The sequence below is a fragment of the Serratia sp. PL7 genome (assembly GCF_945957435.1).
In genome coordinates this window covers 1,514,214-1,539,610 of record NZ_CAMFLB010000001.1, presented here as the reverse complement: position 1 = coordinate 1,539,610, position 25,397 = coordinate 1,514,214, and the positions used below count along the sequence as shown (strand labels likewise).

At 56.4% G+C, this 25,397-nt stretch carries 26 protein-coding genes and 1 other annotated feature; of the genes, 25 read left to right on the top strand and 1 reads right to left on the bottom strand.

Translation table 11 applies throughout. The features are described from left to right. Window position 1 precedes the first annotated feature (1 nt). The 3 genes from N6G83_RS07175 (at window position 2) to umuC (ending at window position 2,733) form a co-directional block, all read left to right on the top strand. On the top strand, window positions 2-898 hold the full coding sequence (locus N6G83_RS07175) for a hypothetical protein (protein ID WP_260514975.1): 897 nt from the start codon (window positions 2-4) through the stop codon (window positions 896-898). Between the two features lie 144 nt (window positions 899-1,042). Next, window positions 1,043-1,465 carry a translesion error-prone DNA polymerase V autoproteolytic subunit gene (umuD, locus tag N6G83_RS07170; protein ID WP_033637997.1) on the top strand — a complete coding sequence of 141 codons (423 nt, stop codon included), beginning with the start codon at window positions 1,043-1,045 and terminating at the stop codon, window positions 1,463-1,465. After that, window positions 1,465-2,733, top strand: a complete 1,269-nt coding sequence (gene umuC / locus N6G83_RS07165) for a translesion error-prone DNA polymerase V subunit UmuC (protein WP_260514973.1) — start codon at window positions 1,465-1,467, stop codon at window positions 2,731-2,733. Before umuD ends, umuC begins: the two co-directional genes overlap by 1 nt. Here the strand turns inward: umuC and N6G83_RS07160 are convergent. Then, entirely contained in the window at window positions 2,730-3,437 is a 708-nt protein-coding gene (locus N6G83_RS07160) for an SOS response-associated peptidase family protein (protein ID WP_260514972.1), read from the bottom strand. The two genes, umuC and N6G83_RS07160, sit on opposite strands and share 4 nt — an antisense overlap. Before the next feature lie 267 nt (window positions 3,438-3,704). On the opposite strand from N6G83_RS07160, the gene thrS reads away from it, so the two are divergent. The 22 genes from thrS to N6G83_RS07050 all read left to right on the top strand — a co-directional run bounded on the left by thrS (window position 3,705) and on the right by N6G83_RS07050 (window position 25,261). Further along, the gene (gene thrS, locus N6G83_RS07155) at window positions 3,705-5,633 is read left to right on the top strand and encodes a threonine--tRNA ligase (protein WP_004931421.1); all 1,929 of its coding nucleotides are present in this window, start codon (window positions 3,705-3,707) and stop codon (window positions 5,631-5,633) included. Between the two features lie 3 nt (window positions 5,634-5,636). Further along, window positions 5,637-6,188: a translation initiation factor IF-3 gene (gene infC / locus N6G83_RS07150; protein WP_048233542.1), complete on the top strand. Its 552-nt coding sequence runs from the start codon at window positions 5,637-5,639 to the stop codon at window positions 6,186-6,188. Between the two features lie 98 nt (window positions 6,189-6,286). Beyond that, window positions 6,287-6,484, top strand: a complete 198-nt coding sequence (gene rpmI, locus N6G83_RS07145) for a 50S ribosomal protein L35 (protein WP_004931418.1) — start codon at window positions 6,287-6,289, stop codon at window positions 6,482-6,484. 43 nt (window positions 6,485-6,527) lie between these two features. Further along, window positions 6,528-6,884, top strand: a complete 357-nt coding sequence (gene rplT / locus N6G83_RS07140) for a 50S ribosomal protein L20 (protein ID WP_004931417.1) — start codon at window positions 6,528-6,530, stop codon at window positions 6,882-6,884. Window positions 6,885-6,997: 113 nt separating this feature from the next. Continuing rightward, window positions 6,998-7,120: a sequence feature (Phe leader region), on the top strand. After that, window positions 7,002-7,046, top strand: a complete 45-nt coding sequence (gene pheM, locus N6G83_RS07135; RefSeq protein WP_121626058.1) for a pheST operon leader peptide PheM — start codon at window positions 7,002-7,004, stop codon at window positions 7,044-7,046. (Overlaps the previous feature by 45 nt.) Window positions 7,121-7,307: 187 nt before the next feature. Next, window positions 7,308-8,291, top strand: coding sequence for a phenylalanine--tRNA ligase subunit alpha (gene pheS / locus N6G83_RS07130; RefSeq protein ID WP_043143373.1), 984 nt, complete (start codon window positions 7,308-7,310; stop codon window positions 8,289-8,291). A 14-nt stretch (window positions 8,292-8,305) separates the two neighbouring features. Continuing rightward, window positions 8,306-10,693, top strand: coding sequence for a phenylalanine--tRNA ligase subunit beta (gene pheT / locus N6G83_RS07125; RefSeq protein WP_025302618.1), 2,388 nt, complete (start codon window positions 8,306-8,308; stop codon window positions 10,691-10,693). A 4-nt stretch (window positions 10,694-10,697) separates the two neighbouring features. Then, window positions 10,698-10,994, top strand: a complete 297-nt coding sequence (ihfA, locus tag N6G83_RS07120) for an integration host factor subunit alpha (RefSeq protein ID WP_004931414.1) — start codon at window positions 10,698-10,700, stop codon at window positions 10,992-10,994. Window positions 10,995-11,547: 553 nt separating this feature from the next. Then, window positions 11,548-11,964, top strand: coding sequence for a DUF2502 domain-containing protein (locus tag N6G83_RS07115; RefSeq protein ID WP_025302619.1), 417 nt, complete (start codon window positions 11,548-11,550; stop codon window positions 11,962-11,964). Between the two features lie 179 nt (window positions 11,965-12,143). Further along, a complete protein-coding gene (btuC, locus tag N6G83_RS07110; RefSeq protein WP_025302620.1) occupies window positions 12,144-13,151 on the top strand; it encodes a vitamin B12 ABC transporter permease BtuC in 1,008 nt (335 codons plus the stop codon). Window positions 13,152-13,196: 45 nt separating this feature from the next. Then, a complete protein-coding gene (locus N6G83_RS07105; RefSeq protein WP_025302621.1) occupies window positions 13,197-13,748 on the top strand; it encodes a glutathione peroxidase in 552 nt (183 codons plus the stop codon). 5 nt (window positions 13,749-13,753) lie between these two features. Then, on the top strand, window positions 13,754-14,509 hold the full coding sequence (btuD, locus tag N6G83_RS07100) for a vitamin B12 ABC transporter ATP-binding protein BtuD (protein ID WP_049205168.1): 756 nt from the start codon (window positions 13,754-13,756) through the stop codon (window positions 14,507-14,509). Between the two features lie 397 nt (window positions 14,510-14,906). After that, window positions 14,907-16,061 carry a UDP-4-amino-4-deoxy-L-arabinose aminotransferase gene (arnB, locus tag N6G83_RS07095; RefSeq protein WP_025302623.1) on the top strand — a complete coding sequence of 385 codons (1,155 nt, stop codon included), beginning with the start codon at window positions 14,907-14,909 and terminating at the stop codon, window positions 16,059-16,061. Next, window positions 16,048-17,028, top strand: a complete 981-nt coding sequence (gene arnC, locus N6G83_RS07090) for an undecaprenyl-phosphate 4-deoxy-4-formamido-L-arabinose transferase (protein WP_025302624.1) — start codon at window positions 16,048-16,050, stop codon at window positions 17,026-17,028. Before arnB ends, arnC begins: the two co-directional genes overlap by 14 nt. Next, window positions 17,028-19,010, top strand: a complete 1,983-nt coding sequence (gene arnA, locus N6G83_RS07085; RefSeq protein WP_049210229.1) for a bifunctional UDP-4-amino-4-deoxy-L-arabinose formyltransferase/UDP-glucuronic acid oxidase ArnA — start codon at window positions 17,028-17,030, stop codon at window positions 19,008-19,010. The genes arnC and arnA overlap by 1 nt, the downstream gene beginning before the upstream one ends. Beyond that, complete coding sequence (gene arnD / locus N6G83_RS07080; protein ID WP_025302626.1) at window positions 19,007-19,912, top strand: 4-deoxy-4-formamido-L-arabinose-phosphoundecaprenol deformylase; 906 nt, start codon at window positions 19,007-19,009, stop codon at window positions 19,910-19,912. Before arnA ends, arnD begins: the two co-directional genes overlap by 4 nt. Further along, a complete protein-coding gene (gene arnT / locus N6G83_RS07075) occupies window positions 19,909-21,573 on the top strand; it encodes a lipid IV(A) 4-amino-4-deoxy-L-arabinosyltransferase (protein WP_127146148.1) in 1,665 nt (554 codons plus the stop codon). The genes arnD and arnT overlap by 4 nt, the downstream gene beginning before the upstream one ends. Then, entirely contained in the window at window positions 21,570-21,914 is a 345-nt protein-coding gene (arnE, locus tag N6G83_RS07070) for a 4-amino-4-deoxy-L-arabinose-phosphoundecaprenol flippase subunit ArnE (protein WP_060432951.1), read from the top strand. Before arnT ends, arnE begins: the two co-directional genes overlap by 4 nt. Then, the gene (arnF, locus tag N6G83_RS07065) at window positions 21,911-22,303 is read left to right on the top strand and encodes a 4-amino-4-deoxy-L-arabinose-phosphoundecaprenol flippase subunit ArnF (RefSeq protein WP_049205166.1); all 393 of its coding nucleotides are present in this window, start codon (window positions 21,911-21,913) and stop codon (window positions 22,301-22,303) included. Before arnE ends, arnF begins: the two co-directional genes overlap by 4 nt. A gap of 176 nt (window positions 22,304-22,479) precedes the next feature. Next, complete coding sequence (locus N6G83_RS07060; RefSeq protein ID WP_016927954.1) at window positions 22,480-22,944, top strand: NlpC/P60 family protein; 465 nt, start codon at window positions 22,480-22,482, stop codon at window positions 22,942-22,944. Between the two features lie 59 nt (window positions 22,945-23,003). Next, window positions 23,004-24,017 carry a lipoate--protein ligase A gene (locus N6G83_RS07055; RefSeq protein ID WP_167324269.1) on the top strand — a complete coding sequence of 338 codons (1,014 nt, stop codon included), beginning with the start codon at window positions 23,004-23,006 and terminating at the stop codon, window positions 24,015-24,017. A 512-nt stretch (window positions 24,018-24,529) separates the two neighbouring features. After that, window positions 24,530-25,261, top strand: a complete 732-nt coding sequence (locus tag N6G83_RS07050) for an EAL domain-containing protein (RefSeq protein ID WP_197770169.1) — start codon at window positions 24,530-24,532, stop codon at window positions 25,259-25,261. The last annotated feature ends 136 nt before the right edge of the window (window positions 25,262-25,397 follow it).

Sequence of the window (25,397 nt, the reverse complement as noted above, 5' to 3'; positions counted from 1 at the left end):
AATGGCAACAGGCATTAATACCGGCGTAGCATTCAACACTAGCCGCTGGGCACCGATTGATCTGAGTGGACTCATTTTGAATGCGACAACGCTTTTTAATACTCATAAAGCTCGCGTTCTTGCCGATGGCGGTATTATTCCAGACGAAGCCGGCTGTCTGGCTCGTTTTAAATTGCTTGTTGATAACGGCATGTATGAAAATATCGCCGTTTCATTAACGCCTAGATTTGGCCTCAAACTGGCCGGTGATGGTGTTTCAGTACAGAAAATCTATAACCTTTCCGGCCCAGATTTTATCAGCGTATCTCAAGCTGGCTCATGGCTGCCGCAATGGAATTCGGCAACGGGCTCTGTTCGCGTACAAGTCAACTCATCAGTCGCAGGCTATCTCCAGTCTGCCAGTAATATCACGGTTCAGGTTGGCAATTCATACGTTGTCAGTTGTGTAGGGAAAGATACAGATCCGACTGATGCGGTTGGTCTGACACTCGGCGCGGTGATCGGTAATTTGCCGATGGCCTATTGCCGTATCCAAAAAACACCGACTCAGGATGAGGCGTATCGCTACGGAACACGCGATAGCGCGTATACGAGTCCCAGCAGTGCCGGCGGTGCGGTCAGTGCCGTTAAAACTCCGTACATCGATTATCAGCCGTCTGCCGCATTTTTCGATGTCAGCGCGGGCGTTGTGACGCCGTTCGACAACGGCCGTATTGGGACGCCAGCAACGGCGACAACAGGTGCGCTCTATGCGATGCGTTCAGCTACGCCCGTGATAATCGGAAACCCGGCATTCACCGGTTCTGTGATGCAAAACTGCGATGGTTCGTTCCGAGATTTCACGATTCTGAACTCTGCTCAATCAGCAGATGCGCTGATCCTATCACGCATTGCGTAACATATGCCGGGAAGGACCCCGGCGATTCAGCAAAACTATCTTTCTTTATCGATCAATATCCTACCTTTCTAACAAAAATCCGAACTTTCCCCCGTCAAAATCTTGCGCATATACTGTATAAAAACACAGTAACAAGGCAACATTATGACTTTCTTTTATCCAACACCAAACCCAACCAAGCTCAAAATCCCGCTGTTCGCCGACAAGGTGCCGGCGGGGTTTCCCAGCCCTGCGGCAGATTACGTCAGTTCGCGTATCGATCTAAATGAGTACTGCATCAGCCATCCCAATGCGACCTATTTTCTCTATGCGACAGGTGACTCCATGCTTGAGGCCGGGATCACTGAGGGCTCTATGCTTGTGGTTGACCGCAGCATCAGTCCGGCTCATGGCGATATAGTGATTGCTAGCATAGCCGGCGAGTTCACCGTAAAACGCCTTTGTTTGCATCCTCGCGCGCAACTGGAACCTATGAACCCGAAGTATGAGCCGATCTTGCTCCATGATGGTGGCGACGATCTGGAGGTGATGGGCGTTGTTGTGTCGTCGATAACGAGGCTCAAGTGATGTACGCGCTTGCTGATGTGAACAGCTTCTACGCGAGCTGCGAAACGTTGTGGCGCCCAGATCTGCGAGGGCGTCCTGTGGTCGTTCTGTCGAATAACGACGGATGTGTCGTAGCCAGGAGCAAAGAAGCGAAGGCGTTAGGGCTAAAGATGGGAGAGCCCTATTTCAAAATTAAGCGGGAATTTGAGCGTGCAGGGGGCATCGCGTTCAGCAGCAACTATGAGTTATACGCAGACATGTCTCAGCGTGTGATGGCTGTTTTAGAAGAGATGGCGCCTCGCGTGGAAGTGTATTCAATTGACGAAAGTTTCCTTGATCTGACTGGCGTTCGTAACTGCATTGATCTGAATACTTTCGGTCGTCAGGTGAGGGCCAAGGTACTGCGCAACACAGGGCTAACCGTGGGCGTTGGCATTGCCCAAACCAAGACGTTAGCCAAGCTGGCAAACTTCGCGGCGAAGAAGTGGGACAAGACCGGCGGAGTAGTGGATCTATCCAATGAAGGGCGCCAGCGCAAATTGATGGGCCTAGTTCCTGTCGATGAGGTCTGGGGTATCGGACGCCGGATATCGAAAAAACTCAACATGATGGGGATAGAAACGGCACTACAACTGGCCGATGCAAGCACTACGATGATCCGCAAGCATTTCAGCGTTGTGATAGAGCGAACGGTGCGAGAGCTACGCGGCCAACCTTGTCTCGAGTTGGAGGAGTTTGCGCCGACAAAACAACAGATCATCTGCAGCCGCAGCTTTGGTGATCGGATCACCGAGTATGACCAGATGCATCAAGCTATATGCATGTACGCGACGCGTGCCGCGGAGAAGCTGAGGGAGGAGCATCAGTATTGCCGGCATGTCAGCGCGTGGCTCAAAACCAGCCCATTTGCCATCAATGAGGAATACTATGGCAACACCGCAAGCATAAAACTGAGCGTACCCACACAGGATACTCGCGACATTATCGCCGCGGCTATGCGTTGCCTTGATGCGATTTGGCAACCCGGTCATCGGTATCAAAAAGGCGGGGTGATGCTGCAGGATTTTTACAGCCAAGGCGTGGCTCAGTTAGGGCTGTTCGATGAGTACAAACCACGGCATAACAGTGAACAGCTCATGGGCGTGCTTGATCGGATAAACAATTCGGGTAGGGCGAAATTGTGGTTCGCTGGTCAAGGAGCGCATCAGGTGTGGTCAATGAAGCGTGAGCTACTGTCACCGGCATACACTACACGGCTTAGTGATCTGCCGCGCGCTCGGGTTTATTAAACCAGTGGATTGGCGATAGGCTTAATCAGCTCAGCGCTGTCATTGCGGATATTGCCGACTGATTTTCCTACAGGATGCCAGGCGAAATCATCGGGAGGTGCGGCCGCTTCGTTCGCGAGTTCTTCAGCTCTCGCTGATGTGATGTCCGGGCTCATCCATTCCCGTGCCGCTGCTGGTGGTAGAACGACAGGCCGCCGGTCATGAATATCGAGCAGACCCGAATCGCTGGCGCTGGTCACAATGACAAAACCGTCATCATCAGGATGCTCTTTAGCATCGGGGTGATGGCGGCTTATTGCGGCGAAAAATATAGGTGCTTTCGATTCGTGATAGATGAAATAGGGCTGCTTTACTTTGGCGTCGTGCTTGTCTTTCTTCCACTCGTACCAGCCATCTGCCATCACTAGCGCGCGACCGTGATTCCATAGCGGCTTGAACATTCTGCTGGTGGCGGCTGTTTCAACGCGAGCATTGATAACCGGCTGACGCTTCATTTCACGCCACCAATCAGGGCCATACCCCCAGTCAACAGGATCAAGGTGTAGCTCGTCGCCAAGCTGACTCAAAATCAGTACGCGAGTGCCTGGCGCCACGTTGTAACGTGCAATCGGCACGTTATCCAATGCGCCAGTAAATTCCAGATCGGATGCCAGAGCATCTAGATAATCTGCACGAGTTTGAATTTGAGCAAAACGGCCACACATACTGATATCCCTTTAGAGGACGATAGTGGAAGTATAGATAAGGGGAGGGTTTGTAAATCCTCTTGTAGATGATGGCCTTTCTCTAGTGATAGACTACTCATCCCGTTATGGCGTAACAACATAGTACATTTCAAATTGTGTACATATGAGTGTACATATCTGGCAGGGTAAAGCTGGATAGCGTCGATAACATCATGTAGTTAAACAATATTGTATTTCTTCATGTGATCTGTCGTGTGGGTCACCACTGTAGATAAGGAATTATTAATGCCTGTTATTACCCTTCCTGACGGAAGTCAGCGTCATTTCGACCACCCCGTTTCCCCGATGGATGTCGCGCGCGATATCGGCCCTGGCCTGGCGAAAGCCTGTATCGCCGGCCGCGTCAACGGCGAGCTGGTTGACGCCGGCGATCTGATCGAATCAGATGCGCAGCTGGCCATCATCACCATCAAAGATGAAGACGGTCTGGAAATCATGCGCCACTCCTGCGCGCACCTGCTGGGTCATGCGATCAAGCAGCTGTGGCCGGATACCAAAATGGCGATCGGTCCGGTGATCGACAACGGTTTTTATTATGACGTGGACATCGACCGCACCCTGACGCAGGAAGACCTGGATCTGCTGGAAAAGCGGATGCACGAGTTGGCCGATAAGGATTACGACGTCATCAAGAAGAAGGTCAGCTGGCAAGAAGCCCGTGACACCTTCGCTGAGCGCGGCGAAATCTATAAAGTGGCGATCCTGGATGAGAACATCAGCCATGACGATCGTCCGGGCCTGTATCACCACGAAGAATACATCGACATGTGCCGCGGCCCGCACGTGCCGAACATGCGTTTCTGCCACCATTTCAAACTGCAGAAAACCTCCGGCGCTTACTGGCGCGGCGACAGCAAAAACAAAATGCTGCAGCGTATCTACGGTACCGCCTGGGCAGACAAGAAGCAGCTGAACGCCTACCTGCAGCGTCTGGAAGAAGCGGCCAAGCGCGATCACCGCAAGATCGGCAAACAGCTCGACCTGTATCACATGCAGGAAGAAGCGCCGGGTATGGTGTTCTGGCACAACGACGGTTGGACTATCTTCCGCGAGCTGGAAGCCTTCGTGCGCATGAAGCTCAAAGAGTATCAGTACCAGGAAGTGAAAGGTCCGTTCATGATGGACCGCGTGCTGTGGGAAAAAACCGGCCACTGGGAAAACTACAAAGACGCCATGTTCACCACCGCGTCGGAAAACCGCGAATACTGCATCAAGCCGATGAACTGCCCGGGTCACGTGCAGATCTTCAACCAGGGCCTGAAGTCGTACCGTGATTTGCCGCTGCGCATGGGGGAATTCGGCAGCTGCCACCGCAACGAGCCTTCGGGTTCCCTGCATGGCTTGATGCGCGTGCGCGGCTTCACGCAGGATGACGCCCACATCTTCTGTACCGAAGAGCAGGTGCGCGCCGAAGTGAACGAATGTATCCGCATGGTGTATGACGTGTACGGCACTTTCGGCTTCGACAAGATTGCCGTCAAGCTGTCCACGCGTCCGGAAAAACGCATCGGCACCGACGACATGTGGACCCGTGCGGAAGAAGACCTGGCCGCCGCGCTGACCGAGAACGGCATTCCGTTTGAATATCAGCCGGGTGAGGGCGCCTTCTACGGACCGAAAATTGAATTTACCCTGCATGATTGTTTGGATCGCGCATGGCAATGTGGTACCGTGCAGCTCGATTTCTTCTTGCCGGGCCGTTTAGGCGCATCGTACGTTGGCGAAAACAACGATCGCGTCGTGCCGGTAATGATTCACCGCGCCATTTTGGGCTCCATGGAACGCTTCATCGGTATCCTTACCGAAGAATATGCCGGGTTCTACCCGACCTGGATCGCTCCGGTGCAGGTGGTGGTGATGAATATCACCGATAGCCAGTCTGATTACGTCCAGCAATTGACCAAAAAACTGCAGGATGCAGGTATTCGCGTGAAAGCGGACTTGAGAAATGAGAAGATTGGCTTTAAAATTCGCGAACATACTTTACGTCGAGTCCCTTACATGTTGGTGTGCGGTGACAAAGAGGTCGAAGCAGGCAAAGTTGCCGTTCGTACCCGCCGTGGCAAAGACTTGGGAAGCCTGGACGTAAACGAAGTCGTAGACAAGCTGCTGAAAGAGATTCGCAGCCGTAGTCTTCATCAACTGGAGGAATAAAGTATTAAAGGCGGAAAACGAGTTCAACCGGCGCGTCCTAATCGCATTAACAGAGAAATTCGCGCGCAAGAAGTTCGCCTAACCGGCGTCGATGGCGAGCAGATTGGTATTGTCAGTCTGAATGAAGCTCTTGAAAAAGCTGAGGAAGCGGGCGTTGATTTAGTAGAAATCAGCCCAAATGCCGAACCGCCAGTTTGCCGAATCATGGATTACGGCAAATTCCTCTACGAGAAGAGCAAGTCGACGAAAGAACAGAAGAAGAAGCAAAAAGTTATCCAGGTTAAGGAAATCAAATTCCGTCCTGGCACCGATGATGGCGACTATCAGGTCAAACTACGCAACCTGATTCGCTTTCTGGAAGATGGCGATAAAGCCAAAATCACCCTGCGTTTCCGTGGGCGTGAGATGGCGCACCAGCAGATCGGTATGGAAGTGCTTAACCGCGTCCGTAAAGACCTGTGTGAAGATATGGATCTGGCAGTGGTCGAATCCTTCCCTACGAAGATCGAAGGCCGCCAGATGATTATGGTGCTCGCTCCTAAGAAGAAACAGTAAGGCTTACAAGTAATGGAACCCGCGCGGCGCTTGCGCTGTGTGGGTTTTATTCGCCCAACTGATTCGTTGTTTAACAATGCGAAGTGGATTTAATTAAAATGCCAAAGATTAAAACTGTACGTGGTGCAGCCAAGCGCTTCAAAAAAACCGGCAGCGGTGGTTTTAAGCGTAAACATGCCAACCTGCGTCATATTCTGACCAAAAAAGCAACCAAGCGTAAACGTCACCTGCGTCCGAAAGGCATGGTGTCTAAAAACGATCTGGTCCTGGTTACCGCGTGCCTGCCGTACGCATAAGCCATTTTTTTTGAATTTAGAATAAGACTTTAGGAGAGAGCATATGGCTCGCGTAAAACGTGGTGTAATTGCACGCGCACGTCACAAGAAAATTATGAAGCAGGCGAAAGGTTACTACGGTGCCCGTTCGCGCGTATATCGTGTTGCCTTCCAGGCAGTAATCAAAGCAGGCCAGTATGCTTACCGTGACCGTCGTCAACGTAAGCGTCAGTTCCGTCAGCTGTGGATTGCACGTATCAACGCAGCTGCTCGTCAGAACGGTCTGTCTTACAGCAAGTTCATCAACGGCTTGAAAAAAGCGTCGATCGAAATTGACCGTAAGATCCTGGCTGACATCGCAGTCTTCGACAAAGTGGCCTTCGGCGCACTGGTTGAGAAAGCGAAAGCAGCTCTGGCGTAAGTCAGTAGAAGAGGGAGCTTGCTCCCTCTTTTAATCTTTGGTTTCAGCGACAAATATTGACTTTCATTGCCCGCCGCTATATCACTGGTGGTCAATCATCGACAAGGTACCGCAATCATGCACGCAGCTATTTTTCGTTTCTTTTTTTACTTTAGCGCCTGATTTCAGGAGGCTTTGCGCGTAAGAAAAGAAACGAAAAGTAGCGCCTAAGCCTCCCTCGTGGAGGCTTTTTTGTTTTTGGCCATCGGCTCGCCTTGCAAAGCGTTGCGGTGAGAACGGCGGGTACTCAGCCGGCCCTGTGCCGCGCAGGTGAGCCATCCGGCCGACAACGCATTGAAAAGTCTTTGAAGATTGCTCAAAGGCGTGTTCGAATAATAGATAACAATTACTTAGGGCCATCCCGGCCAGAGGAAGAGGAAAGCAATGCCACATCTCGCAGAGCTGGTTGCCAGTGCCAAGGCAGCCGTAGAAGATGCCCAGGATGTTGCCGCGTTAGATTTGGTACGCGTCGAATATTTTGGCAAGAAAGGTCATTTCACCTTGCAGATGCAGTCTCTGCGCGACGTACCGGCGGAAGACCGCCCGGCGGCCGGCGCGGTGATCAACCAGGCCAAGCAAGAGGTGCAAGACGCCCTGAACGCGCGTAAGAACGCGCTGGAAAGCGCCGCGCTGAACGCGCGTCTGGCGGCTGAAACCATCGACGTCTCCCTGCCGGGCCGTCGTATGGAAAACGGCGGTTTGCATCCGGTGACCCGCACCATCGACCGCATCGAAACCTTCTTCGGCGAGCTGGGCTTCTCCGTTGCCACCGGCCCGGAGATTGAAGACGATTACCATAACTTCGACGCGCTGAACATTCCAGGGCATCACCCGGCGCGCGCCGACCACGATACTTTCTGGTTCGACGCTACGCGCCTGCTGCGCACTCAGACCTCCGGCGTGCAGATCCGCACCATGAAGAACCAGCAGCCGCCGATCCGCATCATTGCGCCGGGCCGCGTTTATCGTAATGACTACGATCAGACCCACACCCCGATGTTCCACCAGATGGAAGGGCTGATCGTCGATAAAGACATCAGCTTCACTAACCTGAAGGGCACGCTGCACGATTTCCTGAACAACTTCTTTGAAGAAGATCTGCAGGTTCGTTTCCGTCCGTCCTACTTCCCGTTCACCGAACCGTCCGCTGAAGTGGACGTGATGGGCAAGAACGGCAAATGGCTGGAAGTGCTGGGCTGCGGCATGGTGCATCCGAACGTGCTGCGCAACGTGGGCATCGATCCGGAAGTTTACTCCGGCTTCGCCTTCGGTATGGGCATGGAGCGCCTGACGATGCTGCGTTACGGCGTCACCGACCTGCGCGCATTCTTCGAAAACGATCTGCGTTTCCTCAAACAGTTTAAGTAAGGCGGGAATATCACATGAAATTCAGTGAACTCTGGTTGCGCGAGTGGGTAAACCCGGCCATCAGCAGCGAAGCATTATCCGATCAAATCACCATGGCCGGTTTGGAAGTGGACGGCGTGGATCCGGTTGCCGGCGCGTTTAACGGCGTCGTGGTGGGTGAAGTGGTCGAGTGCGGTCAGCACCCGAACGCCGATAAACTGCGCGTCACTAAAGTTAACGTGGGCGGCGATCGCTTGCTCGACATCGTCTGCGGTGCGCCGAACTGCCGTACCGGCCTGAAAGTGGCGGTTGCCACCGTGGGCGCGGTGCTGCCGGGCGACTTCAAAATCAAGGCCGCCAAGCTGCGCGGCGAGCCTTCGGAAGGCATGCTGTGCTCATTCTCCGAGCTGGGCATTTCCGACGATCATGACGGCATCATTGAGCTGCCGCTGGATGCGCCGATCGGCACCGACATCCGCGACTATCTGAAACTGAACGACAGCACCATCGAGATCAGCGTCACGCCGAACCGCGCCGACTGCCTGGGCATCATCGGCGTTGCGCGTGACGTGGGCGTACTGAACCAGGTTGCGCTGACCGAGCCGGATATGAGCCCGGTGGCTGCCACTATCGACGCCACGCTGCCGATCCGCGTTGACGCGCCGCAGGCGTGCCCGCGTTATCTGGGCCGCGTGGTGAAAGGCATCGACGTCAAGGCGCCAAGCCCGCTGTGGATGCGTGAAAAACTGCGTCGTTGCGGTATCCGTTCTATCGATGCCGTCGTCGACGTCACCAACTATGTGCTGTTGGAACTTGGCCAGCCGATGCACGCCTTCGATCTGAGCCGCATCGACGGCGGCATCGTGGTGCGCATGGCGGAAGAAGGGGAAACCTTGACGCTGCTGGACGGTAACGAAGCCAAACTGAACGCCGACACCTTAGTGATCGCCGATCATCAAAAAGCGTTGGCGATGGGCGGCATCTTCGGCGGCGAGCATTCCGGCGTCAACGGGGAAACCCAGGACGTGCTGCTGGAGTGCGCTTTCTTCAGCCCGCTATCGATCACCGGTCGCGCGCGCCGTCACGGCCTGCACACCGATGCTTCTCATCGCTATGAGCGCGGTGTCGATCCGGCGCTGCAGTACAAAGCGATGGAGCGCGCCACGCGCCTGCTGCTCGACATCTGTGGCGGCCAGGCCGGTCCGATTATTGACGTGACCGATGAAAACGAATTGCCAAAGCGCGCCACCATCACGCTGCGCCGCGAGAAGTTGGATCGCCTGATCGGCCACGTGGTGCCGAGCGAGCAGGTCAGCGACATTCTGCGCCGCCTGGGTTGTCAGGTGACCGAGCAGGGCGACAGCTGGCAAGCGATCGCGCCGAGCTGGCGTTTCGATATGGAGATCGAAGAGGATCTGGTGGAAGAAGTGGCGCGTGTTTACGGCTACGACAACATCCCGGATGTGCCGGTGCGTGCCGATCTGGTGATGACCCAGCATCGCGAAGCCGATCTGACGCTCAAGCGCGTGAAGACCATGCTGGTCGATCACGGTTATCAGGAAGCGATCACCTATAGCTTCGTCGATCCGAAAGTGCAGGCGTTGCTGCATCCGAATGAAGAAGCGCTGATCCTGCCGAGCCCGATTTCGGTCGAAATGTCGGCCATGCGCCTGTCGCTGTGGACCGGCTTGCTGTCCGCGGTAGTGTACAACCAGAACCGCCAGCAGACGCGTCTGCGCCTGTTCGAAAGCGGCCTGCGCTTTGTGCCTGATAGTGCGGCAAATCTGGGTATCCGTCAGGACGTCATGCTGGCAGGCGTGATCGCCGGCCATACGCACGATGAACATTGGGATCTGGCGCGCAAGCCCGTCGACTTCTATGATTTAAAAGGGGATCTGGAGTCTGTCCTCGAGCTGACCGGTAAATTATCCGAAATTCAGTTCCGGGCGGAAGCCAATCCGGCCCTGCATCCAGGGCAAAGTGCGGCGATTTATTTGCACGGCGAACGCGTTGGTTTCATCGGTGTGGTTCACCCGGAACTTGAACGTAAACTGGATCTTAACGGCCGCACCGTGGTGTTTGAACTGGAGTGGAACAAGCTTGCGAGCCGCGCCGTGCCTCAGGCGCGGGAGATTTCGCGCTTCCCGGCAAACCGCCGTGATATCGCTGTTGTGGTGGCTGAAAACGTCCCCGCAGAAGATATTTTGGCCGAGTGTAAGAAAGTTGGCGCAAATCAGGTAGTTGGCGTAAACTTGTTTGACGTGTACCGTGGCAAGGGCGTGGCAGAAGGTGACAAGAGCCTGGCTATCAGTCTGGTATTGCAGGATACCGCTCGTACACTGGAAGAAGAGGAGATAGCCGCTACCGTTGCAAAATGCGTAGAGGCTCTAAAACAGCGATTCCAAGCATCCTTGAGGGATTGAACCTATGGCGCTTACTAAAGCTGAAATGTCAGAACACCTGTTTGAGAAGCTTGGGCTTAGCAAACGGGACGCCAAAGACCTGGTGGAACTGTTCTTTGAAGAGGTCCGTCGGGCCCTTGAGAATGGCGAACAGGTAAAACTGTCGGGTTTTGGCAACTTTGATCTGCGTGACAAGAACCAACGTCCGGGGCGTAACCCGAAGACCGGCGAAGACATTCCGATTACGGCGCGCCGCGTGGTGACCTTCCGTCCGGGGCAGAAGCTGAAAAGCCGGGTAGAAAACGCCAGCCCGAAAGGGTGAGTGACGTGACATCAAAAAAGGCCGCTTGCGCGGCCTTTTTCTTTTCTGGGACAAAATTCAGTTTATTCCTAATTCTCAAGGCGACTATTAAATTTGTTCGTTAAGTCGGTATGGAGGGATTAATTTAACCTCAGTTGCGGAATATTCTTATATCTTATTATTGTTGATGAGTGAATCTATTTTCTCTCCTCAGTAACGGCCGTAATAATGGCCAGGGCCATCGCCGCGGTGGCCGCCGCCCCAGTGAGGGCCCCAGCAGCAGGCGCTGAGGCTTGAGGCCAAGGCTACAACGGCTAACAACCTACCTATACGTTTAATCATTTTATTATCCTCCGATGGGAATCCGGTTAATTATAATTGTCGCGTCGCTTAAGCGATGTCAGCAATTCGTTAAGCCTTGTCAGTGGCTATGATAATTAAAGGCGGCGGCAAACAGTGTAGGGATTGTGTAAGGCCGTCGAAAACGATCTGAAAATAGGTATCGATGAGATAGTCGTTAAATAAATGCGCTGATATAACCACTGCAGCAAGAAAAATAGAGTGAGAAGGTAAAATGAAAAAAATCCTGTTGCTGGTGTGTATCCCGCTGTTGCTGCCGCTGGCGGCGCAGGCCGATGTGTCCGTCGATATCAACGTGCCGGGCGTTTCTCTGCACCTGGGGGATCAGGACCGCCGCGGCTACTACTGGGATGGCTACGACTGGCGCCCACCGCAGTGGTGGCATGCGCACCAGGGCCGAGGTCTGGGGGAGCGCAATGCGCGCGGTCTGTACTGGGACGGCGGACGCTGGCAACCTTCGCCGCCGCGTGGCTATGAACATCGCCAGCCGGCACGCAGCGGCAATCCGTTCCACGGCGATCGCGATAATCGCGACCACGACCGCCGTCATGACGATCGTGGTGACCATGACCGCCGTGATGACGCCCGCGGTCAGCCTTATCCACCGGGCAACGCCGGCCCGCATCGTTAATCCCTGAGTTTATCGGCGGCTGGTTTTGCCATCATCGTTGCGATGACGGGCAGGACCAGCCGCTGCTTTCCTGCGCCATCGCCTACGCAAGGCTTCCCCTTGCGGCGTTAACCCCCTAATATTCGACTCAGACGTCAATTATCCGGCCACGACAGCGGCCGGCAGGGAATCGCCGCGCCATGCCAACCAGCCGTACCTTCACCTTACTGTTGCAACATCAACGTTACTGCGATAAACGCCAGGTCAGTCTGTTGGCGCTGGGCGTGGCGGTGGCTTTACTGTTCAGCCTTTGCGCCGGCGACCAATGGATATGGCCGTCAGAATGGTTCAGCGAACGGGCGCAACTGTTCGTTTGGCAACTGCGTTTGCCGCGCGCGCTGGCGGTGATGCTGGTCGGCGCGGCCCTGGCGGTGGCGGGCGCGGTGATGCAGGCGCTGTTTGAAAACCCGCTGGCGGAGCCCGGTCTGCTGGGCGTCGCTAACGGCGCCGGTGTCGCGCTGGTGCTGACGGTGTTATTGGGGCACGGTTTGTTGCCGGTGGCGCTGATGAGCGCCGCCGCGATAGTCGGTGCGCTGGCGATGACTTTCTTGCTGTTGGGCTTTGCTCGCCGGCGACGCTTGACCAATGCGCGGTTGTTGCTGGTCGGCGTGGCGCTGGGCATCGTGTGTAGCGCGCTGATGACCTGGGCCGTTTATTTCAGTACCAGTCTCGATCTGCGGCAGCTGATGTACTGGATGATGGGCGGCTTCGGCGGCGTAGACTGGCGCCAAAAGTGGCTGGTGCTGGCGCTGCTGCCGGTGTTGCTGTGGCTGTGTGGCCAGGGGCGGGTGCTCAATCTGATGGCGCTGGGCGAGGTGCAGGCGCGACAGCTCGGGCTGTCGCTGCATCTGTGGCGCAATCTGCTGGTGCTGGCGATCGGCTGGCTGGTCGGTGTCAGCGTGGCGCTGGCCGGGGTGATCGGCTTCGTCGGCCTGGTGATCCCGCATATTTTGCGGCTCACGGGCCTGACTGACCAACGCTATCTGTTGCCGGCCTGCGCGCTGGCGGGGGCCGGCGTGTTGCTGGTGGCCGATGTGGTGGCCCGCGTTGCGCTGCTGGCGGCCGAGCTGCCGATCGGCGTGGTGACCGCCACGCTGGGGGCGCCGCTATTTATCTGGTTACTGACCCGGACAAAGGGCGTAAGGTAGTTTTCTTTATTCACCTGCCATTAAAAAACCAAAGGATGACAACCGATGAGTAAGCCAATCTACAATCTGCCGTTACAGACTATCGAGAATCAGGCCACCACGCTGGGGAGCTATCAGGACAAGGTGCTGCTGGTGGTCAACGTAGCCTCGGAGTGCGGCCTGACCAAGCAGTACGAAGGGCTGGAAGCGCTGTACGAAACCTATCGCGATCGGGGGCTGGAAGTTCTGGGGTTCCCGTCCAATGAATTTCTGGGTCAGGAGCCGGGCAGCAACGAAGAGATCCTGGCGTTTTGCCGCGGAACCTTCGGCGTGCAATTCCCGATGTTCGCCAAGATTGAGGTGAACGGCGAAGGCCGTCATCCGCTGTATCAGGCGTTGATTGCCGCCCAGCCGGAAGCTGTCGCCCCGGAAGGCAGCGAGTTCCTGGCGCGGATGACCAGCAAAGGGCGTGCGCCGAAGCACACCGGCGATATTCTGTGGAACTTCGAGAAATTCCTTATCGCACGCGACGGCACGGTGATCCAGCGCTTCTCGCCTGACACCACGCCAGAGGATCCGGCGCTGGTGGCGGCGGTGAAACAAGCGCTGGCGGGATAATACGGATGCTGCAACTCGTTGAGGTTGGGGTGGCGGGGCGCCTGGCGCCTTTTACGGCACAGATTGACGGCGGGTTGCAGGTTCACCTGATCGGCCCAAATGGCGCAGGGAAGAGCACCTTGCTGGCCCGGGCGGCGGGCATGCTGCCGGGGCAGGGCGAAGTCTGCCTGGACGGACGCGCGCTGTCCGGTTATTCGGGCGACGAGCTGGCGCACCGACGCGGTTATCTCAGCCAGCAACAGCCGCCGGTGTCGCTCATGCCGGTGTTTCAGTATTTGGCGTTGCACCGGCCTGCCGGCGCGGCGCAAACCGAGGTGGAGCAAGCCATCCTCTATCTGTGCCAGCGGTTGAAGCTGGTGGATAAACTGTCACGCATGCTGGCGCAGCTTTCCGGCGGCGAATGGCAACGGGTGCGACTGGCGGCGGTATTGCTGCAGGTGTGGCCCAGCGTCAACCCGCATAGCCGATTGTTGTTGCTGGATGAACCGACCAATAGCCTGGATGTGGCGCAAAAGGTTGCGCTGGATCGCCTGCTGCGCGAATTCTGCCAAAGTGGGCGCAGCGCGCTAGTGTGTGCGCACGATCTGAATCATACCCTGCAGCAGGCCGATCGGGTTTGGTTGTTGCACGCTGGGCAGTTGGTCGCGCAGGGCATCACCCGTGAGGTGATGGTGCCCGCACTGTTGTCGCAGATCTATGAAGTGGATTTCCACCTGCAATGGGTGGGGAACCAGCGTTGGATCATGACCCGCACGGCTTAATTCGCCCCGGCGGCATAAATGTAAACGAAAACTAAACGTAGTGAATATAAATAGCCGGGTAATCATCGGCTATTATTGGGCTGCCTCTCACTTTCTTATCGATTTTCTTGAAAAACGTCGATGACGTGCTACGCTTGATTCGGCAAAAATAAAATACGTAAATAATTATTAATAAATATAAGAAATTGATTTTCATAATAATTTTAAATAGATGATGGCGACACCCACCAATCAGTTGACCCACTGATGACAAGTCTCGTCTTAAGGTTTAGTTAAGCTTGCGGCCTTACATTGGCAGTTAATCCACGGAAACGATTCTTCTCTGGCGTTTAATATCCGTTAAACGAAAGGGATTTACAGTGTCATCAAAAGCAGTTCGATACGTTTGGGGTTAACTATGGATCAATTTTTGCCTTTCTCTCGTCCGGCCATCGGCGATGAAGAAATCGCCGCGGTAGAGAAAGTGTTGCGTTCCGGTTGGATCACCACCGGGCCGCAAAACCAGCAGCTGGAAAGCGACTTCTGTTCCACCTTCGGCTGTAAACATGCGATCGCCGTCAGTTCCGCCACGGCGGGCATGCACATCACGTTGATGGCGCTTGGCGTCGGCCCTGGCGACGAAGTCATCACCCCTTCGCAAACCTGGGTCTCCACCCTCAACATGATCGAGCTGCTGGGCGCCACGCCGGTGATGATCGATGTTGACCGCGATACGTTGATGGTCAGCGCCGCCGACGTCGAGGCTGCCATCACCCCGAATACCAAAGCGATTGTTCCGGTGCATTACGCCGGTGCCCCCCTGCAGATGGATGCGCTGCGCGCCGTGGCCGAACGCCATGGTCTGCCGCTGATCGAAGACGCCGCCCACGCGGTCGGCACGCGCTACAACGGCGAATGGGTCGGCGCGCGCGGCACGGCGATTTTCTCTTTCCATGCGATCAAAAACGTGACCTGCGCCGAAGGCGGCCTGATCGCCACCGACGACGATGCGCTGGCGGATCGCCTGCGTTGCCTGAAGTTCCACGGTCTGGCCGTCGATGCCTTCGATCGCCAGCAGCTTGGCCGCAAACCGCAGGCCGAAGTGGTGGAACCGGGGTACAAATACAATCTGTCCGACATTCACGCGGCGATCGCCGTGGTGCAACTTTCGCGCTTCGCCGAGCTGAACGCGCGTCGCAAGGCGCTGGCGCAGCGCTACCTGAGCGCGCTGGAAGGCTCGCCGTTCCAACCGTTGGGCGTGCCGGATTATCCGCATGACCACGCCTGGCACCTGTTTATGGTGCGCGTCGATCCCGAGCGCTGCGGCCTCGATCGCGACCAGCTGATGGAGCGCCTGAAAGAGGTTGGCATCGGCACCGGGCTGCATTTCCGTGCCGCGCACACCCAGAAATTCTACCGTGAGCGCTATCCGCAGCTTTCATTGCCGAATACCGAATGGAACTCGGCGCGGCTGTGCACCTTACCGCTATTCCCTGATATGACCGACGCCGACGTGGATCGCGTGGTCAATGCCTTGTCTTCTGTTGTGGAGTCTTTACGTGTCTCGCGTTGAACCGATTAAAAAAGTGTCGATAGTCATCCCGGTATACAACGAGCAGGAAAGCCTGCCGGCGTTGCTGGAACGCACTACTGCCGCCTGTAAGCAGTTATCTCAACCCTATGAAATCATCCTCGTCGACGATGGCAGCAGCGACAATTCCGCCGACATGCTGACTGCGGCGGCGGAAAAGCCGGACAGCAACGTGGTCGCTGTCCTGCTGAACCGCAACTATGGCCAGCACTCGGCCATTATGGCCGGTTTCAATCAGGTGACCGGCGATTTGGTGATTACGCTGGACGCCGATCTGCAGAACCCGCCGGAGGAGATCCCTCGTCTGGTCAGCGTGGCGGAAGAGGGCTATGACGTGGTGGGCACCGTGCGCGCCAACCGTCAAGACTCCTGGTTCCGCAAAAGCGCCTCGCGCGTGATCAATATGATGATTCAACGCGCCACCGGCAAGTCGATGGGGGACTATGGCTGCATGCTGCGTGCCTACCGTCGTCATATCGTTGAGGCGATGCTGCACTGCCACGAGCGCAGCACCTTTATCCCGATTCTGGCGAACACCTTCGCCCGTCGCACGACCGAGATCGACGTGCGTCACGCCGAACGTGAGTTTGGCGACTCCAAGTACAGCCTGATGAAGCTGATCAACCTGATGTACGACCTGATCACCTGCCTGACCACTACGCCGCTGCGTTTGCTCAGCGTGGTCGGCAGCATCGTGGCGCTGTCCGGGTTTGTGCTGGCGCTGGTGCTGATTGCGCTGCGTCTGCTGCTCGGCCCTGAATGGGCCGCCGGCGGTGTGTTCACCCTCTTCGCCGTGCTGTTCACCTTTATCGGCGCCCAGTTTGTCGGCATGGGGCTACTGGGTGAATACATCGGCCGCATCTATACCGACGTGCGTGCGCGTCCTCGCTATTTTGTTCAGAAAGTGGTCGGTGCACAGCAGGACCACAATACTCAGGAAGAAGAATGATGAAAGCTATTGTATTTGCTTACCACGATATTGGCTGCGCAGGTCTGAAAGCGCTGACTGAGGCGGGTTATGACGTGCAGGCCGTATTCACGCACACCGACGACCCTGGTGAGAACAATTTCTTCTCCTCCGTGGCCCGTTTGGGCGCCGAATTGGATCTGCCGGTCTATGCGCCGGAAGACGTAAATCACCCGCTATGGGTTGACCGCATCCGCGCACTGCAGCCGGACGTGATCTTCTCGTTCTACTATCGCCACATGCTGAGCGACGAGATCTTGTCGCTGGCGCCGCAGGGCGGTTTCAACCTGCACGGTTCGTTGCTGCCGCACTACCGTGGCCGCGCCCCGGTGAACTGGGCGCTGGTGAATGGCGAAACCGAAACCGGCGCCACGCTGCACAAGATGGTGAAACGCCCGGATGCCGGCGACATCGTCGGTCAGCAGAAAGTGACCATCGCAGACAACGACACCGCGCTGACGCTGCACAAAAAAGTGCTGGAAGCCGCGCAGGTCGTGTTGCAAGAGCAGCTGCCGAAGCTGAAGAACGGCACCGCCACCTTCACCAAGCAGGATGAGTCTCAGGCCAGCTACTTCGGCCGCCGCACCGCAGCGGACGGCGAGATCCTGTGGCACAAGTCCGCCAAAGAGATCAACAACCTGGTACGCGCCGTCACCGAACCGTACCCGGGCGCATTCAGCTACCTCGGCCAGCGCAAGCTGATCGTCTGGCGCTCCCGCGTGCTGGATACCCAACATGATAAACAACCGGGCACCGTGCTGAGCACCTCGCCGCTGGTCATCGCCTGTGGCGAAGGCGCGCTGGAGATCGTCGCCGGCCAGAACGACAGCGGTCTGTACGTGCAGGGCAGCCGCCTGGCGCAAGAAATGGGCATCGTCACCGACGTGCGCCTGGCCGCCAAGCCGAATGCCGTAATGAAACGCCGTACTCGCGTGCTGATCCTCGGGGTTAACGGCTTCATCGGTAACCATCTGACCGAACGCCTGCTGCGTGACGATCGCTACGACATCTACGGCCTGGATATCGGCTCTGACGCCATCAGCCGCTTCCTCGACAACCCGCGTTTCCACTTCGTGGAAGGCGACATCAGCATCCACTCCGAGTGGATCGAGTATCACATCAAGAAATGCGACGTGGTGCTGCCGCTGGTGGCGATCGCGACGCCGATCGAATACACCCGTAACCCGCTGCGCGTGTTCGAGCTTGACTTCGAAGAGAACCTGAAGATCGTTCGCGACTGCGTGAAATACAACAAGCGCATCATCTTCCCGTCCACCTCAGAAGTGTACGGCATGTGCGACGACAAAGAGTTCGATGAAGACCATTCGCGTCTGATCGTCGGGCCAATCAATAAACAACGCTGGATCTACTCGGTCTCCAAACAGCTGCTGGATCGGGTGATCTGGGCTTACGGCGCCAAAGAAGGCCTGAAGTTCACGCTGTTCCGTCCGTTCAACTGGATGGGGCCGCGTCTGGATAACCTGGACGCCGCGCGCATCGGGTCTTCCCGCGCCATCACCCAGCTGATCCTCAACCTGGTGGAAGGTTCGCCGATCAAACTGATGGACGGCGGCGCACAGAAACGTTGCTTCACCGACATCAACGACGGCATCGAAGCGCTGTTCCGCATCATTGAGAACCGTGATGGCCTGTGCGACGGCCAGATCGTCAACATCGGCAACCCGACCAACGAAGCGAGCATCCGCGAGCTGGCGGAAATGCTGCTGGAAAGCTTCAACAACCACCCGCTGCGCGACCGCTTCCCGCCGTTTGCCGGCTTCAAGGACGTGGAGAGCAGCAGCTACTACGGTAAAGGTTACCAGGACGTCGAGCACCGCACGCCGAGCATCAAGAACGCTCACCGCCTGCTGGGCTGGCAGCCAACCATCGAGATGAAGCAAACCGTCGCCGATACGCTGGACTACTTCTTGCGCACTACCGTTCAGGAAGGGAACGGTGCATGAAGAAAGTCGGTCTGCGGGTTGATGTAGATACCTTCAGCGGCACCCGTGAAGGGGTGCCGCAGTTGCTGGACCTGTTCGACAAGTACGACATTCAGGCCAGCTTCTTCTTCAGCGTGGGACCGGACAACATGGGGCGCCATCTTTGGCGCCTTTTGCGTCCGAAATTTCTGTGGAAAATGCTGCGTTCGAACGCCGCCTCGCTGTATGGGCTGGATATTCTGCTGGCCGGTACCGCCTGGCCGGGGCGCAACATTTCACGCGCGCTGGGGCCGCTGATGAAGCGCACCGCCGAAGCCGGCCACGAAGTCGGGCTGCACGCCTGGGATCACCAAGGGTGGCAGGCCAAGGTTGGCAAGTGGAGCGAAGCGCAACTGACCGAACAGGTGCAGCGGGGCGTCGACGCCCTGAGCGCCTGCACCGGCCAGCCGGTGAAATGCTCCGCCGTGGCGGGCTGGCGTGCCGATACGCGCGTGCTGGAGGTCAAGCAGCGCTTCGGCTTTCATTACAACAGCGATTGCCGCGGCACCCATCCGTTCCGTCCGGTGCTGAGCGACGGGCGCCACGGCACGGTGCAGATCCCGGTGACGTTGCCGACTTTCGACGAAGTGATCGGCAGCGAAGTCAGCATGGCCGACTTCAACGACTACATTCTGCGCGCCATCGAGAACGATCGCGGCGTGCCGGTGTACACCATTCACACCGAAGTGGAAGGCATGTCGCAAGCGGCGATGTTCGAACAGTTATTGCAACGCGCACGGCAGCAGGGCATCGAATTCTGTCCGCTTAGCGCGCTGTTACCACAAGATTTGGCGTCACTGCCGTTGGGCCGCATCAAGCGTGCTCCTTTCCCCGGCCGCGAAGGTTGGCTGGGCTGTCAAACCGATGTGAAGGACGTTACATGAAGGCGCTAAAAGGATCCTGGGCCATTCTGCTGGCCGTTTTTTTTGCTCTGGTTTACCTGATCCCGCTTAACGGCCGCCTGCTGTGGCAGCCGGATGAGACGCGTTATGCCGAGATCAGTCGTGAAATGCTGCAGCGCGGCGATTGGGTGGTGCCGCACCTGCTGGGGCTGCGTTATTTCGAAAAGCCGGTAGCGGGTTACTGGTTCAATAACATCAGCCAGTGGCTGTTTGGCGAAAACAACTTTGCGGTGCGTTTCGGCTCGGTGTTCAGCACCGGCATGACCGCGCTGCTGGTGTTCGCGCTGGCGATGCTGATGTGGCGCAATGCGCGCCGCGCCAGCCTGGCGGCGCTGATGTTCCTGTCGATGGTGCTGGTGTTCAGCATCGGCACCTACAGCGTGCTGGATCCGATGATCTCGCTGTGGCTGGCGGCGGCGATGGTCAGTTATTACCTGACGCTGAAGGCCTCCTCGGTCAAGGGAAAACTGGGCGCTTACGCACTGCTGGGCTTGGCCTGCGGCATGGGCTTTATGACCAAGGGCTTCCTGGCACTGGCGGTGCCGGTGATCGCGGTGATCCCGATCGTTATCCAGCAACGCCGCATCAAGGATCTGCTGTGCTATGGCCCGGTGGCGATCGTGACCGCGACGCTGCTCAGCCTGCCGTGGGCGCTGGCGATCGCGCAACGCGAACCCGACTTCTGGAATTATTTCTTCTGGGTCGAGCATATTCAGCGTTTCGCCGAAGATAATGCTCAACACAAGGCGCCGTTCTGGTATTACCTGCCGGTTCTGCTGGCGGCGGTGCTGCCTTGGCTGGCGCTGCTGCCCGGCGCGCTGCTCAAAGGTTGGCGCGAGCGCGTGCAGCGCCCGGAGCTGTTCTTCCTGCTGAGTTGGGCGATGATGCCGTTGATCTTCTTCAGCATCGCCAAAGGCAAGCTGCCGACCTACATTCTGCCGTGCATGGCGCCGCTGGCGCTGCTGATGACCGCCTATGCGGAAGACTATACCGCCACGCTGCGCGCCAAGCTGTTCAAGGCCAATGCCTGGTTGAACGGCCTGTTCGGGCTGATTGGCATCGTGGCGCTGGTGGTGTTGAGCTCCGGTCTGCTGCCGAAAGCGCATCTGTTTACTCCCCAAGAGTGGCCGAAAGTGGTGCTCGGCCTGATCGCCTTCGGTGGTTGGCTGCTGTTCGCACTGGTTTCCGCACGCGATAACGGCCGCCAATGGCGCTGGGCGGCGGCTTGCCCGGTGCTGCTGTGCCTGGTGATCGGTTACGCCATTCCGCAACAGGTGACCGATTCCAAACTGCCGCAAAACTTCGCCCGCGCCACGATGGCCGAGCTGGGCGACAGTCGTTACGTGCTAAGCGACAGCGTTGGGTTGGCGGCCGGCCTGGCCTGGGAGCTGAAGCGCAGCGACGTGCTGATGTACAGCCAGAAAGGCGAGGTGGCCTATGGTCTGGAGTATCCGGACGCCAAAGGCCACCTGATCAGCGATGCCGATTTCCCGCAGTGGCTGGCGCAGGCGCGTAAGCAGGGGAACGTATCGTTGGTGCTGCAACTGTCACGTGGCGAAGCGCTGCCGCAGGAACTGCCTGCCGCAGACAAGGTGGATCGCATGAACCGCCTGGTGCTGATGTGGTATAAACAGCAACCATGATCGGTTTTCTGTTGGTGATAGTGGTCAGTCTGCTCACCTGTGGTGGGCAGCTGTGCCAGAAACAGGCGGCGCACTGTTGGGAACGGGCGGGCGAGGCGCGGCTGAAACAGACGCTGCGCTGGCTGGCGCTGGCGGTGCTGCTGCTGGGGCTGGGCATGGCGGTGTGGCTCAATGTGCTGCAGCGTCTGCCGCTCAGCCTGGCTTACCCGATGCTCAGCCTTAACTTCGTGATGGTGACGCTGGCGGCGCGCTGGCTGTTTCATGAGCCGACGAGCGCTCGCCACTGGTGCGGCGTGGCGTCGATTATGCTGGGGATCCTGCTGATGAGCGTGCATTCATGAAGGGCTATGCCTGGGGCGCCGCCAGCGTACTGCTGGTGACGCTGGCGCAGTTGCTGATGAAGTGGGGCATGGTGCAGATCCCGCTGATGTCGTTCGCCGATGTCTCGTTGGCGTTGATCGGCAATTACTGGCTACCGCTGCTGGCGGTGGGCGGCGGCATCTTCGGCTATGCGCTGTCGATGCTGTGTTGGTTTTTCGCGCTGCGCCATCTGCCGTTAAATCGTGCTTATCCTCTGTTGAGCGTTAGCTACGCGCTGGTCTACCTGGCGGCGGTGATCCTGCCGTGGTTTAACGAGTCCGCTACGCTGCTGAAAACGTTGGGCACGCTGTTTATTCTGTTCGGCGTCGGGCTGATTAACAGCAAATCCGAGACAAAATCGCCGGAATAGGGGCTAAACCGGCGATCCTGCTATTATCTCCCTCATGGCGCTTGCCTTTTTCCCCGTGCGGGAGATAAATTAACGCCAAATAGCGCTCTCCTTACGTGGTGCCGGCTTTGCCTCGCAGGCGGTGTGGTGGTGTACCGGATGGCATAATGCGGCAACGTGTTCAATGAAGGGATATTATGCGGATGCGTGTGTGGTTTTTATTAGCCAGTTTGATCCTCGCCGGTTGCAGCAGCCATGCGCCGCCGCCCAGCGGCCGCCTGGCGGATTCTATCGTGGTGGTGGCCCAACTCAATGAACAACTGCGCCAGTGGTACGGTACGCCATACCGTTACGGCGGCCTGGATCGCGGCGGCGTAGATTGCTCCGGCTTTGTTTACCGCACGTTCCGCGATCGCTTCGACATGCAACTGCCGCGTTCGACCGAAGAACAGACCTCACTGGGTACCAAGGTCTCACGCGATGAGTTGATGCCGGGCGATCTGGTGTTTTTCAAAACCGGCGGCGGTGAGAACGGCCTGCATGTCGGCATTTACGATACCAATGACCAGTTTATCCACGCTTCGACCAGCCGCGGGGTGATCCGCTCCTCGCTCGATAACGTCTATTGGAAGCGTGTGTACTGGCAGGCGCGACGCATTTAACCTTAACCCGTTGATTTGGTGTATCATGGCGGCATCTCGTGTTTTGAACGGTGCCTGCCATGAACAGCCTGCGTTTACTGATCTCCGACTCCTACGATCCCTGGTTCAACCTGGCAGTGGAAGAGTGCATCTTCCGCGAAATGACCACGCAAAAAATTCTCTTCCTGTGGCGCAATGCCGAAACGGTGGTGATTGGTCAGTCGCAGAACCCCTGGAAAGAGTGCAATACCCGGCGCATGGAGCAGGATGGCATTCGGCTGGCGCGGCGCAGCAGCGGCGGCGGGGCGGTATTTCACGACCTGGGCAATACCTGCTTCACCTTTATGGCCGGCAAGCCGGGCTACGACAAGAGCGTCTCGACCGACATCATTCTGCAAGCGCTGCGGGAGCTGGGCGTGGCGGCCAGCGCGTCGGGGCGTAACGATCTGGTGATGGAAACCGCCGACGGGCCGCGCAAAATATCCGGCTCGGCCTATCGAGAAACGCAGGATCGCGGTTTCCATCACGGTACGCTGCTGCTGAATGCCGATCTGGAACGGTTGGCGGACTATCTCAATCCGGATCCCAAAAAGCTGCAGGCCAAGGGAATTACCTCGGTGCGTTCGCGCGTCGCCAATCTGGCGGAGTTTTTGCCGGGCATCAGCCATGCGCAGGTATGCGACGCCATCGTACAGGCCTTCTTCGCCCACTATGGCGAGACGGTCGAGCCGGAGATTATTTCGCCGGACGTGTTCCCCGATCTGCCCGATTTTGCCGCGCAGTTCACCAAACAGAGCAGTTGGGAATGGAATTTTGGCAAGGCGCCGGCGTTCAGCCACTTGCTTAACGAGCGTTTCGTCTGGGGCGGCGTAGACTTGTTCTTCGATGTGGAGAAGGGGGCGATTGTTCGCGCGCAGGTGTTCACCGATAGCCTGAATCCCGCTCCGCTGCAGCGGTTGGCGGACATGCTGGTGGGCTGCGCGTACCGCAGTGAGCCCGTCGCCGCCTGCTGTGACCGACTGATGGCGGAGTATCCTCAACAGGCGGCCGAATTAGCCGAGTTGCGGCAATGGCTGAGCGAAACGATCCGTTAACCGGAGTGGGAATGGTGAAGGGGATGAGCGTGCTCATCCCTTTTTTTATCGCTGAAATCGGCGTTTAGCAGGGGCGTAGCGCAGATTTTCTGAAAATCAAGATGGGCACTTTTTTACATTTTCAATGCCGAGAATAACGGGCGGAATTGATGCGTTATTAAATTTAATCAGTCGTCGTTAACGGTAGGAAAAATCCGCGTTAAGGAGGAAAGATTATTTTACTTTATTTAAGATTTTTCTTAAATAAAACAAGGGAGATAAGTCAAATTTATCCGCCAATCCATTCAACTTAAGCCAAATACCTTTTCACATAACGCGTTTGGCGATCGCTATGGCATAAGTCAGGCTGCTTTTCTTTGCGCCTTTCACGATTGTCGTATAGCTTTAATCTATCAATTAAATGATATTTCATGGGTATTTACATTGATATTTCCGATTAATCCCAGAGGGATTGATCGATAAAATATATTGATATACGATGATACGCTAGCCATTCATCCTGTGGCATTAAAATGAACATCCAACTCGAAGCTGACTTTATTAGTAGCTATGTTTTGCAACCTGTTTACTCAATGGAGGGCGGGCTGTTGGCGGTTGAAATGTTGAGCCGTTTCAACAGTCTCGACGGTGATTTAGCCATGCCGGCCGAAATTGGGATTAATTTATTGACGTCTGAACAAAGGATTGAGTTATTTAATGAGCAATTGAAACTTGCGGAGCAGCATGCGGCTTGGTTTACCGGTAACAACGTGCAGTTGACCATCAATATCGAAGAAACCATCGTCGAACTTATTCTTTCTGATTCGGCGTTATGTCAACGGATCGGGCAATATCCTTTTATTGCATTTGAAATCAGTGAGAGTTTTCCGAATCTTTCGGCCGGGAGGAACAACCCGAGCGTGCGGCGATTAAGCGAAATGTTTTCGCTGTGGCTCGATGATTTCGGTTCCGGTAAAGCCACGTTGACCGCGCTGTACGATGGTTTGTTTGATTATGTAAAGATAGACAAGCGTTTTTACTGGCAGCTGTTTACCCATCAGGGATATGACGTGGTCATCGACTCGTTGTTAAAGAATATCAACCTGTTATGTAAAGGCGTAATCGTCGGAGGAATAGAGAAAAAAGAGTACTTTAATAAACTCAGATACGCCGGTGTTTTAGGCCTGCAAGGTTTTTTATGGCCCAGCGTTGGTGTGGATAATCTGCAAGCTTTGCTGGCGAGGCCCAGCGAGTTCAATAATTAAGAAGTGATATAAAAAACTACACACAATGAGGTAAATAATGCACGGGGTGAGGTTACTGTGATCCCGTCGCCGTTATTCGCCATCGCTTTATGCTGATAACTGCGTTTGTCAGCCGACGTTAAAGCGCGTTTCCTCA

Bases quoted from the DNA above. Each gene is read 5' to 3' on its own strand.
- N6G83_RS07175 (WP_260514975.1), top strand. From the start codon at position 2: ATGGCAACAGGCATTAATACCGGCGTAGCATTCAACACTAGCCGCTGG.
- umuD (WP_033637997.1), top strand. From the start codon at position 1,043: ATGACTTTCTTTTATCCAACACCAAACCCAACCAAGCTCAAAATCCCG.
- umuC (WP_260514973.1), top strand. From the start codon at position 1,465: ATGTACGCGCTTGCTGATGTGAACAGCTTCTACGCGAGCTGCGAAACG.
- N6G83_RS07160 (WP_260514972.1), bottom strand. From the start codon at position 3,437: ATGTGTGGCCGTTTTGCTCAAATTCAAACTCGTGCAGATTATCTAGAT.
- thrS (WP_004931421.1), top strand. From the start codon at position 3,705: ATGCCTGTTATTACCCTTCCTGACGGAAGTCAGCGTCATTTCGACCAC.
- rpmI (WP_004931418.1), top strand. From the start codon at position 6,287: ATGCCAAAGATTAAAACTGTACGTGGTGCAGCCAAGCGCTTCAAAAAA.
- rplT (WP_004931417.1), top strand. From the start codon at position 6,528: ATGGCTCGCGTAAAACGTGGTGTAATTGCACGCGCACGTCACAAGAAA.
- pheS (WP_043143373.1), top strand. From the start codon at position 7,308: ATGCCACATCTCGCAGAGCTGGTTGCCAGTGCCAAGGCAGCCGTAGAA.
- pheT (WP_025302618.1), top strand. From the start codon at position 8,306: ATGAAATTCAGTGAACTCTGGTTGCGCGAGTGGGTAAACCCGGCCATC.
- ihfA (WP_004931414.1), top strand. From the start codon at position 10,698: ATGGCGCTTACTAAAGCTGAAATGTCAGAACACCTGTTTGAGAAGCTT.
- N6G83_RS07115 (WP_025302619.1), top strand. From the start codon at position 11,548: ATGAAAAAAATCCTGTTGCTGGTGTGTATCCCGCTGTTGCTGCCGCTG.
- btuC (WP_025302620.1), top strand. From the start codon at position 12,144: ATGCCAACCAGCCGTACCTTCACCTTACTGTTGCAACATCAACGTTAC.
- N6G83_RS07105 (WP_025302621.1), top strand. From the start codon at position 13,197: ATGAGTAAGCCAATCTACAATCTGCCGTTACAGACTATCGAGAATCAG.
- btuD (WP_049205168.1), top strand. From the start codon at position 13,754: ATGCTGCAACTCGTTGAGGTTGGGGTGGCGGGGCGCCTGGCGCCTTTT.
- arnB (WP_025302623.1), top strand. From the start codon at position 14,907: ATGGATCAATTTTTGCCTTTCTCTCGTCCGGCCATCGGCGATGAAGAA.
- arnA (WP_049210229.1), top strand. From the start codon at position 17,028: ATGAAAGCTATTGTATTTGCTTACCACGATATTGGCTGCGCAGGTCTG.
- arnD (WP_025302626.1), top strand. From the start codon at position 19,007: ATGAAGAAAGTCGGTCTGCGGGTTGATGTAGATACCTTCAGCGGCACC.
- arnT (WP_127146148.1), top strand. From the start codon at position 19,909: ATGAAGGCGCTAAAAGGATCCTGGGCCATTCTGCTGGCCGTTTTTTTT.
- arnE (WP_060432951.1), top strand. From the start codon at position 21,570: ATGATCGGTTTTCTGTTGGTGATAGTGGTCAGTCTGCTCACCTGTGGT.
- arnF (WP_049205166.1), top strand. From the start codon at position 21,911: ATGAAGGGCTATGCCTGGGGCGCCGCCAGCGTACTGCTGGTGACGCTG.
- N6G83_RS07060 (WP_016927954.1), top strand. From the start codon at position 22,480: ATGCGGATGCGTGTGTGGTTTTTATTAGCCAGTTTGATCCTCGCCGGT.
- N6G83_RS07055 (WP_167324269.1), top strand. From the start codon at position 23,004: ATGAACAGCCTGCGTTTACTGATCTCCGACTCCTACGATCCCTGGTTC.
- N6G83_RS07050 (WP_197770169.1), top strand. From the start codon at position 24,530: ATGAACATCCAACTCGAAGCTGACTTTATTAGTAGCTATGTTTTGCAA.